The following is a 15085-nucleotide window of genomic DNA, read 5'->3' as shown; positions in this document are numbered from 1 at the left end:
GTGGAGTCAATCTTGAAATACCACCCTTGTAGTTTTGATGTTCTAACCGCGGCCCCTGAATCGGGGTTCGGGACAGTGCCTGGTGGGTAGTTTGACTGGGGCGGTCTCCTCCCAAAGAGTAACGGAGGAGCACGAAGGTTGGCTAAGTACGGTCGGACATCGTACGGTTAGTGCAATGGCATAAGCCAGCTTAACTGCGAGACATACACGTCGAGCAGGTACGAAAGTAGGTCATAGTGATCCGGTGGTTCTGTATGGAAGGGCCATCGCTCAACGGATAAAAGGTACTCCGGGGATAACAGGCTGATACCGCCCAAGAGTTCATATCGACGGCGGTGTTTGGCACCTCGATGTCGGCTCATCACATCCTGGGGCTGAAGTCGGTCCCAAGGGTATGGCTGTTCGCCATTTAAAGTGGTACGCGAGCTGGGTTCAGAACGTCGTGAGACAGTTCGGTCCCTATCTGCCGTGGGCGTTGGATGATTGAAGGAAGCTGCTCCTAGTACGAGAGGACCGGAGTGGACGAACCGCTGGTGTTCGGGTTGTTATGCCAATAGCATTGCCCGGTAGCTACGTTCGGAATCGATAACCGCTGAAAGCATCTAAGCGGGAAGCGAGTCCTAAGATGAGTCATCCCTAGGAATTTAATTCCTCTAAAGAGCCGTTCGAGACTAGGACGTTGATAGGCAAGGTGTGTAAGCGTTGTGAGGCGTTGAGCTAACTTGTACTAATGACTCGTGAGGCTTAACCATACAACCCTAATGGGTTTTATGAGTTAACTATGTTTCTTATAGAAACCAGAATTAGAATGAAGCACTTAATGTAGTGTGAACCCAATTTTTTAAGACTTGCATCGCGAGTCCAGCTTTCTAAATTTACCAAATTTGTCTGGAAACCATAGAGCTGTGGCACCACCTGAATCCATTCCGAACTCAGAAGTGAAACGCAGTATCGCCGATGGTAGTGTGGGGTCTCCCCATGTGAGAGTAGGTCATTTCCAGGCGCCAAATATACGAAATAGCCCCAGCACGAAGTGTTGGGGCTTTTTTGTATGTTCAGTTTTTGAAAGGTTACTCGAACATGGGAAATAAACAGCGCATGCGCAGCATGTATCATTACTATGTGTACCCAGAGGGCATAATAAATAGTAGGGCGAAGTGAGTGCGTTTATGAAGCTTAGCTTCATGCACTTATGGAGCGCGGAGAACTTGTTCGAGGCTGGACATTTCCAGGCTTTAAATTAAGTGAAGAAGCCACCTTATTAAGGTGGCTTTTTTGCGTTTGGGTGATTTTAAAATACTGAACGCCAACTTATATAGAATACAGCTAGCCGTTAAGGTGACGGCTTCACTTCAAGTCGGCATAAATACCATTCTTAGTAGTAAAGAGTCGACGTCGGTTGATAAATGTTCCAGACGATATCGACACTTCCGCCATCCCTGGCGGTCACCGCTTCTCTGCGTTCACTCTTCACTTAAAGCTTAGGGGCTGAATACTGCGTATTCAAAGCGCCGGGCTTTCACCCCATGTGTTTACTATGCAAACCGATAGTGATTATATGCTCCTGCTTAATAGACACCTCCTACGTCGATTTAGGGTGTATATTATTTTTAAGCTTGTATGAGTGTGATTCTAACCTACTGTATTAGGCTAGGTTACTCTGAGCCGCTAAAGTGCAATTTAGCTGCGTCACCAGAGAACTATTACGCTCTCCATTCTTACCTTGCCGTATCAGCTGTTAAAGGAGTAAATCATTTATAATGATAAGTATGGGGGCGTTTCGACAATAACCGTTGAACTGTTAGAACAATTAGTTATTTTCTTATTGTTGAATAGGATTGCTTGCTAGCAAACATAATTGAGTTACTTGCCATTGCTTTGTGTTAGTAAGAGGACGTCATAATATAAGTCACACAGACTTGTGCTGTTGCTGCTTTAAGGTCATCTATGTTGTGTTTAACTAATAGCAACAGCTTGTGTTGTAAGTGGTCTTTATTTCGCTTTTGCAGCAAAAAGTGATTAAAACACCCTCTAAGCGCTCGAAAAACCTGCAGGCGGTCGTTATTGGTAAAAAAGTACTTTACCTTTTACTCAATATTTAGCAAAATCCATTTCATCGACAGGGGTGTAGCTCCAATTGGTAGAGCGCCGGTCTCCAAAACCGGATGTTGTGAGTTCGAATCTCCCCACCCCTGCCAAATTTAGAAAAAGCCGAGCACTAGCTCGGCTTTTTTGCATCTGTCGTTTACAGTTTTAATCGGTGAGCTTAGCCTGTGTGCTTAGGGCATTTATCCAACAGGCTATTTTACCTAACAGACTGTGGCTTGTCGCATTTGGCTTTGTTGTCTGAAAAAAACACAGTCGACTCGCTTTAGATAAAAAAAGCTTTACCTTTAAGGGGAGTTTCCGCATAATGCGTTTCGTCGACAGGGGTGTAGCTCCAATTGGTAGAGCGCCGGTCTCCAAAACCGGATGTTGTGAGTTCGAATCTCCCCACCCCTGCCAAAATTCAGAAAAAGCCGAGCATTAGCTCGGCTTTTTCGTATCTGCAATTTGCCGTAATTCCTTATATTAATTGGTATAAGAGTGTGCTGTAGACTGAATCTTATCAATAGATGCAGGTTAACTCTGTAGCAACTAGCTGTTATGCTTTCGCTATATCATCGCTGCTTTGATTGAGTTGTCATGGAAAAAAATGCTTACCTCGATGCCATGGGCATTACCCGCTGGAAAAAAGCTGTCCCTCAGGCTGATATTATGACCATACTAGTTAATCCTTTGCGCCTAAAAGAAGTTGATAGTCCATTATTTACGACCGTACTTAGTTTTATCGGTGTTGATATTGAGCATTGTCGTTTCGCTGCCCGTGCAGAGCCAGCTGCCAAGGTTATTTGGGATATGCGTGGTAAGCAGGCGGTAGAAAGCGATGATAGGTTAATTTCGGCGCCAATCAATGAGCTAGAAACTAACGTTGAAGCTAAAAAAGCGCTGTGGGCTAATATGCAGGCTTATATGCTTAAAAAGGGTAGTTAATGTCACTTGTATTGCTCGATGATAACATGTCGTTGCAAATGGCTGCTGTTGCTGCGAGAGCGCACTCTCACCCAATGAGTGAGGCAACTATTAGAAGCTGTTTTGGTCATCTCTACACTAGCTTTGGCGTGATAGAGGATGACACGCTTTGTGGCTTCGCGATTTTGCATCAAATATTTGAAGATGCGACCTTGATGGATATTTGCGTTGATCCTGCTTGTCAGGGAAAAGGATTTGGTAAAGCCTTGTTAAGCAGAGTTATCGCAGCGGCCACAGCTAAAGGTGCTGAGGTATTACTGTTAGAGGTGAGGCAATCTGGTACCACTGCTAGGGCTTTATATGCGGCGTTAGGCTTTGAAACAACAGGTGTACGTAAAGGCTATTATAAGACCGACACTGGTAGCGAAGATGCGATATTGATGCAGTTACCACTCTAAACTGTCAACCGGCGGGTTGATTGAGAAGCGGATATAAAAATAGCGCCAAAGGGCGCTATTTTTATATCTATCAATTTTCTAGCAGAAAAGTGTTATTTAACTTCTTTGCCCTGTGCTTGAAGATCTGCATGATAGCTTGAGCGCACTAATGGACCACAAGCTGCATGGGTAAAGCCGATGCTTTCAGCGAGTTCTTTTAGTTCATCAAACTCTGCAGGCGATACATAGCGCTCAACAGGCAAGTGGAACTTAGATGGCTGTAGGTACTGACCTAAAGTAAGCATTTCAACATTATGAGCGCGTAAGTCACGAAGTACTTGTGCAATCTCTTCATTGCTTTCGCCTAGACCCATCATCAAACCTGATTTGGTTGGAATATTTGGGTGGCGGTCTTTAAATTTCTTCAATAGATCAAGTGACCATTGATAATTAGCACCTGGACGCGCTTTGCGGTAATGCATTGGCGCAGTCTCTAGATTGTGATTAAACACATCAGGTGGCTCAGTCGCTAAGATCTCAAGTGCTGCATCGATACGACCGCGGAAATCTGGAACCAAAGTTTCAATTTTAATCTCTGGGTTAAGCAAACGTATTTCACGGATGCAATCGGCAAAATGCTGTGCACCGCCATCTCGTAAATCGTCACGGTCAACTGAAGTAATAACAACGTACTTTAGCTTCATGTCTTTAATGGTTTGAGCTAATTTCTTTGGCTCTTCTGCATCAGGCTTTAATGGACGGCCATGGGCTACGTCACAGAATGGGCAGCGACGGGTACAAATGGCACCCAAAATCATAAATGTCGCGGTACCGTGGTTAAAACACTCAGACAGGTTAGGGCATGAAGCCTCTTCACATACTGAGTGTAAGCCATTTTTACGCAGTGCTTGCTTGATCTCAGTAATACGCTGATTTGAAGCCGGCAGCTTAACACGAAGCCAGTCAGGTTTTCTTAACATGGTGTCGCGTTCAGATGGCACCACTTTAATAGGGATGCGTGAAACCTTGTCTGCGTCTCTAAGTTTTACGCCAGGTTGTAATCTTTCAGGCCTATTCATATGACTCTGGTAATCCTTGGTGGTGAACTAGCTTTTCTAAACCGAGTTCTTGGCTGAGGGTTTCAATCAGTTGCAGACCTGCTTCTTCGACAGTTTGTGGTCCACCGAGCTGTTTGCATTGGATCATTTCCATACCAGCGTAACCACATGGGTTAATACGCTGGAATGGCGCCATATCCATATCGACATTGAGGGCCAATCCATGGAAAGAGCACCCTTTACGGATCCTAAGACCCAAGGATGCTATTTTTCGCTCATCAACATACACACCAGGGGCATCAGCTTTGGCATAAGCCTCAACCTGATAACGCGCGAGCATATTGACGATACATTGTTCAATGTGGGTGACGAGCTGACGTACACCGACTTTTAGACGCTTAATATCGAGGAGAGGGTAGACAACAAGTTGTCCTGGCCCGTGGTAAGTCACTTGACCGCCTCTATCAACCTGAATGACAGGTATATCACCTGGGTTTAGGATGTGCTCACTCTTGCCTGCTTGGCCTTGTGTAAATACTGGATTATGTTCAACAATCCAGATCTCATCTTGACTGTTTTCATCACGGTTATCAGTATAGTTTTGCATCGCGTGCCATACTGATTCGTAATCTTGCTTGCCTAAATGGCGAATATGCAAAGCGTTGTCGTACAAGGGCAACCTCTCCCCTCAAATATTTGTGCGGCCTATTATACGCGTCAAAATGATAAATGTAATCTAGATCACATTTATCAGTAATGAGTAATATTTACAGTACGCGTTTTACGCCATCAATTGCAGCAAGTTGAGTGTATAGCTTTTCGATATGATCTTTGCTTGTCACTGTAATACGAATGGTCACTGAATAATAAGTGCCTTTACTTGACGCTTTAGTTGATGGAGCGTAGTCACCTGGCGCTAGGCTTTGTGCTACAGCAACCACACGATCTTCTAATGTATCGCTAGCATCGCCAACAACTTTAAAAGGGAATGATGCTGGGAATTCCATTAACTCATCAAATTTTGTATCTAACATTTTTTCACTCTCGAAGATTTCATTAATACATAATATGGTGACGATTATACCTAATACCAAGTGAAATAAATATTTGATCATTGTCAGGGTTATTAAAGGATTTTAACCATCGATGATTTTTAGTTTTTTTATAACAAGTTACTGGTTATAACGCATCACAATTCAAGGAGAATTTTTTCGGTGGTATAGACATTGCTTTCGCAATTAGAAATAATTTGATTGCTATAGAAGCAAAAAGCCACCCGAAGGTGGCTTTTAAAATATTGACGTTAATTAGCTAAACCAGCCTGCAAACATCTGCTTGAAGTAATCCATTAACTGGCTGAACCAGCTGCCTTCGTTGACTTCTTGTAGAGTCACAAGAGGGAACTGAGCAATATCTTTACCATTTAACTGGAAGTATATGCGGCCAACAGTTTCGCCTTTAGCAATTGGTGCTTTCAGCTCTTTGGTTAGTTCAAAGTTTGCTTGAAGATTTTTAGCTTGTCCGCGGCTGATGGTGATTGGTGTATCTGTCACTACACCTAGGTCAATTGTTTCGCGATCGCCATACCAGATTTTTTGGGTAACGAAAGTGTCACCAGCTGAATATGGAGTAACCGTTTCAAAGAAGCGGAAACCATAGTTAAGCAGTTTTTTACTTTCAGCTTTACGAGCAGCTTCGCTCTTGGTACCCATAACTACTGAGATAAGACGCATACCGTCTTTCGTTGCTGAGGTGACTAGGTTAAAACCAGCGCCTGAAGTGTGGCCTGTTTTAATACCGTCTACATTTAAGCTTTTATCCCATAGTAAGCCATTACGGTTGTATTGCTTGATGCCGTTATAAGTGAATGACTTCTCTCTATATACCGCATATTCTTCTGGCACGTCACGAATGATCGCTGCGCCAAGAATGGCCATATCGTAAGCAGTCGTTTTGTGGTTGTCAGAATCTAAACCGTGGCTATTTTCAAAGTAGCTGTCTTGCATATTTAGCTGCTTAGCCCAAGAGTTCATCAAATCAACGAAGCCATCTTCAGTGCCTGCAATATGCTCAGCCATAGCAACACAAGCATCGTTACCTGATTGGATGATAATGCCTTTGTTCAGCTCTTCAACCGATACTGTTTTACCGACTTCAATGAACATTTTTGATGAGTCAGGGAAGTTCTTTGACCATGCATTTTTACTGATAGTCACTTCGTCACTTGGCGAGATATTACCGACTTTGATTTCATGGCCGATAACGTAACTTGTCATCATTTTGGTCAAGCTTGCTGGGTTTAAGCTCTCGTAAGCATTTTCTTCAGCAATGATTTGTCCGGTGTTGTAGTCCATTAGCACGTAAGCTTTGGCTGCTACAGTTGGTGCATTAGGGGTGACGACTGGGGCGGCTTGTGCTGACAATACGGCGACAGAGCTCGCGAGCAAAAGCGTTTTCAATGGTTTGTTCAGTAAATTCATATTAATAATGCACGTCTTAATAGTTTGGGTATGAAGAAAGTGTAATTCCGCGAGTATAACATTAGTCGACAATGGAATTCAGCGTTGGTTCATTAATCTTGGTTCATTCAGTCAGCAGATAACTATTAGGGTAACCTTCCTGTTTCAGGGTTTCCGTCAGTTTAGTTGCTAGCTGTTGCTGGCCTATAGGGCCTAACTGTAATCGATACAAGTTATTGGTACTTTGTACTCGAGTCTTAACTTTATATTTTTGCTCTAAACTTTTGGCCAAGCTTTCAACTCTGGCTTTATTTGAAGAAGCAACAACTTGAATAAAGTGCAGTTCAGTGCCCTTGAGTTCGGCTAATGCCGCGGATTCAGGATTCGCGATATAAATGACTTCTAAACTGACATTGGCAGTGCCGGTTTTTAACATGTCGAGTCGGTGGGCCGCAGCGTATGACAGATCGATCACTCGATCTTCATGAAATGGGCCGCGGTCATTGACTCGAACAATAACGGTTTTATCATTTTTAAGGTTGGTGACTTTGACATAGCTCGGTAATGGCAAGGTCTTATGGGCAGCTGACATAGAGTACATGTCATAGGTTTCACCATTTGATGTCAGGTGGCCATGAAATTTAGCACCATACCAAGAGGCAATTCCTTTTTCTGCGTAGCCTTCACCAGAGGGCATAACCTGATAGCTTTTGCCTAATACAGTGTAAGAGCTTTTGTTGCCGCCACGGCTATAGGGCTCATATTTGGGGTGAGCATCTTCAACCTTAGTAACGTCCGGCGCGGATGTTGGTGCTTTATCGTTGTCAATATCATAACGACCACCACTTGAACAAGCTGCTAATGTGGCGGTGAATATTAAAGCGATAAGGGTATTACTGCGTAGCATAAGCTTTCTTTAATTCCTGGCTAAACTGGTAAACCGCCATGGCATAAAGCGGGCTGCGGTTGTAGCGGGTAATAACGTAAAAGTTTTTAAGACCTAACCAATATTCATCACTATCGGCTTGCTCAAGCTTTACGACTAAGGCTGGTTGTTTCACATCTAGATCCATAGATTCAGCAAGTGCAACATCTGGCGATAAAATATCGGCAACCTTGTAATGTAGTTTTTCACCAGACCAAGTCTTTACCGTATCAGGTAAATCTTTATTCAAGGTTAATTGTAAGGTGACAGGTTGATCTTTTTGCCAGCCATGCTGATGAAAATAGTTGGCAACGCTGCCAATGGCGTCGGCTTTACTATTAAGTAGATCACGGCTTCCATCTTTATCAAAGTCGACAGCGTAATGGCGATAACTTGATGGGATAAATTGACCAAAGCCCATGGCGCCAGCGTAAGAGCCTTTAAGGCTATTAAGTTCTAAGTTCTCTTCTTTTACTAGAGATTGTAAATTGGCAAATTCACTGCGGAAAAACTTTGCTCTAGGAGGGTAATGGAAACCTAAGGTATAGAGGGCGTCTTTTACAGGGTAGTTACCCATGTAACCGCCATAAAAAGTTTCGATACCTATGATAGCGACAATAATTTGCGGGTCGACGTTAAACTCTTTCGAGGCTTTATCAATGATGTTAGCGTGCTCGTTCCAGAAGGCTAACCCTTTCTCTAAGCGCTTTTCTGTCAAAAATATCGGGTAATACTGGTACCAAGGCTTGGCTTCCCACGGCTTGGTCATCGCATCAATAACCGCTTGGTTGTATTCTGCGTTAGCAATAAAACTTGCTGTTGCTTCAGTATTGAAGCCTTTTTCAGCTTGAGTCTTAATGAATTCTGATTTGAGTTTTTCAATGTCGCTATCGGTTGGCGCAGCGGTGGCCAAGCAGGAAAGAAATGTTAGCGCTAAAGGTGCAAAAATACGTTTGAAAAGGGTCATCAATTAGCAATCCTTAGTGGTTGATAGGCATTATGGTTAGAGCACTTCGATGCACCATAATGCTATCAATAATAAAATCTAGGCCAGATAGCAAGCTGCTATCTATCAATAAAACGCCGATGAGTGTGAATACTCATTAAGATGCCAAAACCTACCATCAATGTCAGCATCGATGTGCCACCATAACTGATTAATGGTAAAGGTACACCAACCACAGGTAAAAGGCCTGAAACCATACCAATATTCACAAAAATATAAACGAAGAAAGTTAATGTAATACTTCCTGCAAGCAAGCGTGCAAAACTGGTTTGGGCACGTGAGGCAATAACCAAACCTCGACCTATAATATAAAGGTACAGAGCGAGTAGCAGTAAAGCGCCTATTAAGCCAAACTCTTCACCGATAACGGCAAAGATAAAGTCAGTGTGTCGCTCAGGTAAAAACTCTAGCTGCGACTGCGTACCTTGCAGCCAGCCTTTACCAAATAGTCCGCCAGAGCCAATGGCAATCTTAGATTGAATAATATGGTATCCGGCCCCGAGAGGATCTTTCTCTGGGTCAAGCAATGTGAGTACTCGAGTGCGCTGGTAATCATGCATTAAGAAAAACCACAGCACAGGTAACATTGCCAGCACGCTACCAATAAAGCTACCGACAATACGCCAGCTCATCCCTGATAAAAAGAGGACAAAGATCCCTGAAGCGGCAACGAGGATAGAGGTGCCTAAGTCGGGCTGTTTGGCGATTAAAAGTGTCGGTACTAGTAGGATCACTCCGGCACCCGCTAGATAGCGCTTTTTCGGCGGCAACGGAAACTTACTTATATACCATGCCATAGTGATCGGGAAGGCGAGTTTCATTAGCTCTGATGGTTGAAACTCCATAAAGCCAAGGTTTAACCAACGCTGGGCGCCCTTGTTTATTTCACCAAAGAAGTGCACGCCAATGAGTAAGATAATGCCGGTAATATAAATTGGAAACGCCCAGCGCCTGAGGACCTCAGGGTTAATTTGGGCAACGGCAAACATTACGACAAGCGACAAACCCATACGGAATAATTGCCTGTCCATTAGCGCAAGATCTTCGCCGCCCGCAGAGTAAATAACCACTAGACCGAAGGCCATCAATGCCAATAAGCCAAGCAATAATGGCAAGTCTATGTGTAATCGCTGCCATATGTTTGGTCGAGAGTTGTGTGCACTCATTCTGTTTTATTCCATGAATCTCTTAACAAATACTCGTCGAGTAAAGCGCGAGCAACTGGACCTGCGTTTACGCCACCCCAACCGGCGTTTTCAAGCACGACCGCCAGGACGATTTTAGGGTTTTCGTAAGGGGCATAGGCAATAATCAATGCGTTATCGCGTAGGCGTTCATCAATATTGTCAGCATCATATTCTTCGCCTTGGGCGACACTAAATACCTGTGCAGTACCGGTTTTCATTGCTGCAGTGTAACGTGCGTCGGTAAAGCGAGATTTATGCGCGGTGTCACGCATGGCTTCGTTGATGATGTCCCAGTTTTTTGGATCTTTTAATACAATGGGTGGCAGCTCATCTGGCGGCGTGTCTATTTTGGCGGTTTGATCTTGAATAGACTTAAGCATATGTGGCACAAAGCGGCGGCCATTATTCGCTAAAATAGCGGTTGCATTAGCAAGTTGCAGTGGGGTCGTTGTCCAGTAACCCTGACCGATACCAACTGAAATAGTGTCACCTATATACCAAGGTTGGTTATAGCGTAGGCGCTTCCAGTCTTTCGACGGCATAATACCGGCAGATTCTTCAAAAATATCGACCCCTGTACGCTCACCAAATCCAAATGGCTGCATAAAGTTAGCAATGGCATCGACCCCTGTTTTATAAGCAAGATCGTAAAAATAAGTATCGCAAGAGCTTACTATAGCGCTATTCACATCGACCCAACCATGGCCCCAACGTTTCCAGTCACGGTATTTACGTTCAACGCCTGGGATTTGCCAAAACCCTGGGTCCCAAATGCGGGTTTTTGCGGTAACGGTTTTATTTTCCAAGCCTAATAGTGCTAAATGCGGTTTTACTGTTGATGCTGGTGCATATTGCCCTTGAGTGGCGCGGTTAATCAGTGGGCGTGATTTAGAGTTCAATAACTCGCTATAAGCTTTGCTGCTAATGCCATGCACAAACTGGTTTGGGTCATAAGTTGGGCTTGAAATTAGTGCGAGAATACCGCCATCACGTGGATCAATTGCCACAATTGAACCACGACGGCCATTGAGTAACTCCAGCGCTTTTTGCTGCAGTTTTAAATCTAATGTTAGATAGATATCTTGCCCGGGTGTTGGCGGCTCAGATTTCAAAATACGAATAGTTCGGCCACGATTGTTGACCTCTTCTTCAAGGTGACCAGGCTTACCAAGCAACATGCTTTCGTAAAACTTCTCGATACCTTGTTTACCAATATCTTTAGTGGCAGCGTAGTTTGCCCAAAGGTTATTGCGTACAAGCGAGTCTTGATCTCGACTATTAATTTTGCCCACATAACCAAGCGCATGGGTCATTAGACCATTGTATGGATAGTGACGCTTTAAGCCTGCATCAACAGAAATACCTGGGAACCGATGCTGGTTAACACTGAATTCGGCAACTTGCTCTTCAGTCAGTTTATTTTTAATCGTCAGTGGTTTAAAGCGGCGATGATATTTAAGTGCGTCAAGTACGTTAGCTTTTTCATCTGCAGATAAGTCAATTACCTGACTTAGTTCATCTAAAGTGTCGCTGACATTTTTAACTTTTTCTGGCACCATTTCTAATGAAAAGAATGGCTGGTTTTCTGCTAGTAATTGACCATGACGATCGTAAATAAGTCCGCGACTTGGCGCAACAGGAACAACACGGATACGGTTGTCATTAGAGCGTGTTTCATAGTCTTGAAACGAAGTGATTTGCAGGTTGTAAAGATTAACCAGCAATAAACTCAGCAGGATAAACACACATAAAAACGTAAACAGAGCACGACTTTTAAATAGCGACGCTTCGGCCGCGTGGTCGTTCATGGTTATGCGCTTTCTTGGGGACACTTACATTCTCTCCTGCTTAAAAAAGGGTGCCAAGCACATATCCTAATCCTGTTAAGGTCTGTTTAGTTTAATAGGGTGTCGATATTATTCTCTATGGTAAGGATGATTATTATTAATGCTCCAGCCACGATAAAGGCTTTCGGCTACAATCACTCGTACCAAAGGATGAGGTAGGGTTAAGGCTGATAAACACCAGCTTTGCGCTGCGGCTTGTTTACACTCAGGCGACAAACCTTCAGGACCACCAATTAACAAACTAACATCGCGGCCATCGAGTAGCCACTTATTCATTTGTTGTGCTAATTGCGGTGTGGTGAGGTTTTTACCAGGTAAATCTAAGCTGACGATATGATTCCCTTTAGGAATCGCTGCCAACATTAACTCGCCCTCTTTTTGGAGGATGCGAGCTATATCGGCATTTTTACCGCGTTTGCCAGCGGGGATTTCAATTAACTCAAGCGCCATGTCTCTAGGGAAGCGGCGCTGATATTCTTTGAAACCTGTTTCAACCCAATCTGGCATGCGGGTTCCAACTGCGACTAACTGAATCTTCATTACTCAGGCTTTTCTGACCAAAGTTTTTCAAGTTGGTAGAAGTCACGAGTTTGATCTTGCATTACGTGCATAATAACATCGCCTAGGTCCACAAGAACCCACTCGCTGCTTTCACGACCTTCGACACCTAGAATGTGCAGGCCTGCACGCTTAGCTTCAACCACTAGGTTTTCAGCGATTGCTTTAACGTGTGTTTTTGAGTTACCAGTACATACCACCATAAAATCGGCGATGTTTGATTTCTCAGATACGTCCATTACAACGATATCTTTAGCTTTAAGGTCTTCAACCTTATCGATTACAAATTGCTTTAACTCTGCGCTTTCCACGCTGGTACCCCATTAATTTTAAGACAGCGCGATAGTATAGCAGTATTTCAGATCTAGATTAATAGTTCTTACTTATAAATATCTGCGATTAAGTGGGGTTTATTGTTAATTACTATGACTGTCAGGCAGATAAAGCTGATTATGCTGAATATAGCTTCGAATAGGTTCGGGAAGTGATGCGGGAATGTTACCGAGTGCAAGTTGCTGGCGGATCTCAGTTGATGATATATCTTGCTCTGTTACATCCAGCATAAATATCTTACCCACATTCGAGTGGTCATTTTTAGAAGCTTTAAGTGTGGCTAGGCGAGATGATAATAACGTGTAGCTTTGGTCGCGATTTGTTAGTTCCCATCCTGGGCGTTTACAGACAACGATATGGCATAGTTCAAATAACTGCTGCCATTGGTACCATTGCTCAAGGTTTAGAAATGAGTCCATTCCCATGATGAAGTAAAACTGGTGTTCAGGGTGAAGCTTGGTTAATTGACTGAGTGTTTGCGCGGTGTAAGAAGGCGTATTACGTTTAGCTTCGATATCACATAATTTAAAATTACTTAATTCATCACAAACAAGCTGAGCCATAGCTAACCTATTTTGTGTGGTGACATGAGTGCCTTGTTTATGAGGGGGGATGTGATTTGGCATAAGCCAAACCTCATCAAGTTTGAGTTGCCGCTGGATCTCTTTAGCTGGGCGGATATGGCCATAATGAATGGGGTCGAATGTACCACCTAAAATACCAATTTTCATTAGTCTAATACGATATGCGCAAGCTTAGCGTGGGCACGTGGATCAAACAGTAAACTCAAGTGACTAAAGCCTGTCCAATCTTCAATACCTTGTTGTTTGAGTTTAAGCTCAATAGCCGAAGCACCAGCGAGAAGAGTTTCAATATGGGCTAGCTCAAGGCGATTAAGCGCATTTTGATAAATAGGTTTACGCTTGTCCCAAATACGCAGCTTGCTCCAAAGGCCTTGCAGTGATTCACGATTATTTAACGCTGTTTTTAATTGCAGTAATACCGCTAGCTCTTTAAACAATGACCATAAGATAATTGGCATGGCTACTCCTTCACTCTTAAGTTGTGAAAGAATATGTTGTGCCTTGTCTTGTTGGTTATTGAGCATGGCATCGGTCAGTTGAAACACACTGAAACGAGATTGATCTTCAAAGTACTGTTCTAGTTGCTCACAGCTAATGGGGTCATTTGGACTGAGTAATTGCAATAGTTGCAATGCTTGATCAGCAGCCAGTAAATTCCCCTCGTAAAGAGCAAACAGCATTTCTCGTGGATCGCGGGCCAATGATAAACCATAGTGGTTTATACGGTTGTCAAGCCAACGTTGAAATTGGCTGCCTTCTGGCGTGGTACAAGGAACATAAACTCCCTTCGCATCGAGACTCTTAAACCATTTACTCTTTGTTTGCTCTGCAGCCAGTTTGGGACCGGTTAAGATCAGTAATACGTCTGGATTGTCCATCTGCATTAATGTTTGCAGCATAGCGCTGCCATCAGTCCCTGGCTTGGCTTGGGGAAGCGTTAATTCAATAATGCGGCGACTTGAGAATAAGCTCATCGCCTGCCACTGCTCATAAAGGTCGTTCCAACTAAAGCCTGTTTCTTGGGTTAATTGGATTTTTTCCTCAAAGCCTTGGCGTTTGGCTTCAGCATGAAGTGCGGCACGACTTTGCTCACATAACCACGGATCGTCACCAAATATGAGGCAACACTGAGGCAATGGAGCAAGTTGACGCGATAGCTGATCTGGGTAGACCCGCATTAATTAACCTCGGTGGAAGCCAGAGTTTGAACAATTCTGTCGGCAGCTTGGATACGCATCTCTTTTAGCAATAGTTCCATTTCACGGCTTTTTGCTAAAGCGGTACGCGGATCGTCAAGATAGTCACGATGGATTGCGACATCAAAACGCTGAGATTCAGCCTCTGGTAGCTGTACGGCAAAACTCACCTGATAGATAAGTTCATACTCTGCAACATTACCGGTTGGGTAGATTGACAAGGTTGAACGATCTAGAGAGTCATTGATAATGCGTAGTGCGGGAATATCATCGCTAGGTGCGACAACAGCAATACTGTTTAAGCGAAGTCGTTCACGCACTAAGCGTGTCAGTTCGCTATATTCGTCTTGGCTACTTAGACTCAAGGTTTGCAGCTGCTCTGGAATAGAGTAGCTGCCCTGTAATCTAAAGCCGCAACCGGCGCTAAGCAATACGCTCAGTGCCAAGGTTGCTAAAAGTATGCGTTTAATTAGCATAAGCTTT

15 protein-coding genes, 2 tRNA genes and 2 rRNA genes are annotated in these 15085 nt (G+C 43.7%); 6 read left to right on the top strand and 13 right to left on the bottom strand.

Annotation, left to right across the window (positions count from 1 at the left end; genetic code table 11):
• The 6 genes from L2747_RS09300 to rimI form a co-directional block, all read left to right on the top strand.
• A 23S ribosomal RNA gene (locus L2747_RS09300) occupies positions 1-752 on the top strand; the annotation flags it as partial.
• A 135-nt stretch (positions 753-887) separates the two neighbouring features.
• A 5S ribosomal RNA gene (gene rrf / locus L2747_RS09295) occupies positions 888-1003 on the top strand.
• 1118 nt (positions 1004-2121) lie between these two features.
• Positions 2122-2198: transfer RNA gene (locus tag L2747_RS09290), tRNA-Trp, on the top strand.
• Positions 2199-2428: 230 nt separating this feature from the next.
• Positions 2429-2505, top strand: a tRNA-Trp gene (locus tag L2747_RS09285).
• A gap of 180 nt (positions 2506-2685) precedes the next feature.
• Positions 2686-3033: a DNA polymerase III subunit psi gene (locus L2747_RS09280; protein ID WP_248998753.1), complete on the top strand. Its 348-nt coding sequence runs from the start codon at positions 2686-2688 to the stop codon at positions 3031-3033.
• Positions 3033-3470 carry a ribosomal protein S18-alanine N-acetyltransferase gene (gene rimI / locus L2747_RS09275; RefSeq protein ID WP_248998752.1) on the top strand — a complete coding sequence of 146 codons (438 nt, stop codon included), beginning with the start codon at positions 3033-3035 and terminating at the stop codon, positions 3468-3470. The genes L2747_RS09280 and rimI overlap by 1 nt, the downstream gene beginning before the upstream one ends.
• 92 nt (positions 3471-3562) lie before the next feature.
• Here rimI and lipA read toward each other — a convergent pair whose 3' ends face one another.
• The 13 genes from lipA to L2747_RS09210 form a co-directional block, all read right to left on the bottom strand.
• Complete coding sequence (gene lipA, locus L2747_RS09270) at positions 3563-4528, bottom strand: lipoyl synthase (RefSeq protein WP_248998751.1); 966 nt, start codon at positions 4526-4528, stop codon at positions 3563-3565.
• Positions 4521-5180, bottom strand: a complete 660-nt coding sequence (lipB, locus tag L2747_RS09265) for a lipoyl(octanoyl) transferase LipB (RefSeq protein WP_220780089.1) — start codon at positions 5178-5180, stop codon at positions 4521-4523. The genes lipA and lipB overlap by 8 nt, the downstream gene beginning before the upstream one ends.
• Positions 5181-5274: 94 nt before the next feature.
• A complete protein-coding gene (gene ybeD, locus L2747_RS09260) occupies positions 5275-5541 on the bottom strand; it encodes a DUF493 family protein YbeD (protein ID WP_248998750.1) in 267 nt (88 codons plus the stop codon).
• A gap of 273 nt (positions 5542-5814) precedes the next feature.
• Positions 5815-6987 (bottom strand): serine hydrolase, encoded by a 1173-nt coding sequence (locus L2747_RS09255; RefSeq protein ID WP_248998749.1) that lies wholly within the window; start codon positions 6985-6987, stop codon positions 5815-5817.
• 103 nt (positions 6988-7090) lie between these two features.
• Positions 7091-7873: a septal ring lytic transglycosylase RlpA family protein gene (locus L2747_RS09250; RefSeq protein WP_248998748.1), complete on the bottom strand. Its 783-nt coding sequence runs from the start codon at positions 7871-7873 to the stop codon at positions 7091-7093.
• A complete protein-coding gene (gene mltB, locus L2747_RS09245) occupies positions 7860-8858 on the bottom strand; it encodes a lytic murein transglycosylase B (protein ID WP_248998747.1) in 999 nt (332 codons plus the stop codon). Before mltB ends, L2747_RS09250 begins: the two co-directional genes overlap by 14 nt.
• 98 nt (positions 8859-8956) lie before the next feature.
• The gene (gene rodA, locus L2747_RS09240) at positions 8957-10063 is read right to left on the bottom strand and encodes a rod shape-determining protein RodA (protein WP_248998746.1); all 1107 of its coding nucleotides are present in this window, start codon (positions 10061-10063) and stop codon (positions 8957-8959) included.
• Positions 10060-11916 carry a penicillin-binding protein 2 gene (gene mrdA, locus L2747_RS09235; RefSeq protein WP_248998745.1) on the bottom strand — a complete coding sequence of 619 codons (1857 nt, stop codon included), beginning with the start codon at positions 11914-11916 and terminating at the stop codon, positions 10060-10062. Before mrdA ends, rodA begins: the two co-directional genes overlap by 4 nt.
• A gap of 84 nt (positions 11917-12000) precedes the next feature.
• A complete protein-coding gene (gene rlmH, locus L2747_RS09230) occupies positions 12001-12471 on the bottom strand; it encodes a 23S rRNA (pseudouridine(1915)-N(3))-methyltransferase RlmH (RefSeq protein ID WP_248998744.1) in 471 nt (156 codons plus the stop codon).
• A complete protein-coding gene (rsfS, locus tag L2747_RS09225) occupies positions 12471-12800 on the bottom strand; it encodes a ribosome silencing factor (RefSeq protein ID WP_248998743.1) in 330 nt (109 codons plus the stop codon). Before rsfS ends, rlmH begins: the two co-directional genes overlap by 1 nt.
• Before the next feature lie 105 nt (positions 12801-12905).
• Positions 12906-13553 (bottom strand): nicotinate-nucleotide adenylyltransferase, encoded by a 648-nt coding sequence (gene nadD / locus L2747_RS09220; protein ID WP_248998742.1) that lies wholly within the window; start codon positions 13551-13553, stop codon positions 12906-12908.
• On the bottom strand, positions 13553-14584 hold the full coding sequence (holA, locus tag L2747_RS09215) for a DNA polymerase III subunit delta (RefSeq protein WP_248998741.1): 1032 nt from the start codon (positions 14582-14584) through the stop codon (positions 13553-13555). Before holA ends, nadD begins: the two co-directional genes overlap by 1 nt.
• On the bottom strand, positions 14584-15078 hold the full coding sequence (locus L2747_RS09210; protein WP_248998740.1) for an LPS-assembly lipoprotein LptE: 495 nt from the start codon (positions 15076-15078) through the stop codon (positions 14584-14586). Before L2747_RS09210 ends, holA begins: the two co-directional genes overlap by 1 nt.
• Between the last annotated feature and the right edge of the window lie 7 nt (positions 15079-15085).

The organism is Shewanella marinintestina (assembly GCF_023283845.1).
In the GTDB taxonomy this organism is placed as follows: domain Bacteria; phylum Pseudomonadota; class Gammaproteobacteria; order Enterobacterales; family Shewanellaceae; genus Shewanella; species Shewanella marinintestina.
This window is presented reverse-complemented; position numbering and strand designations above follow the sequence as displayed.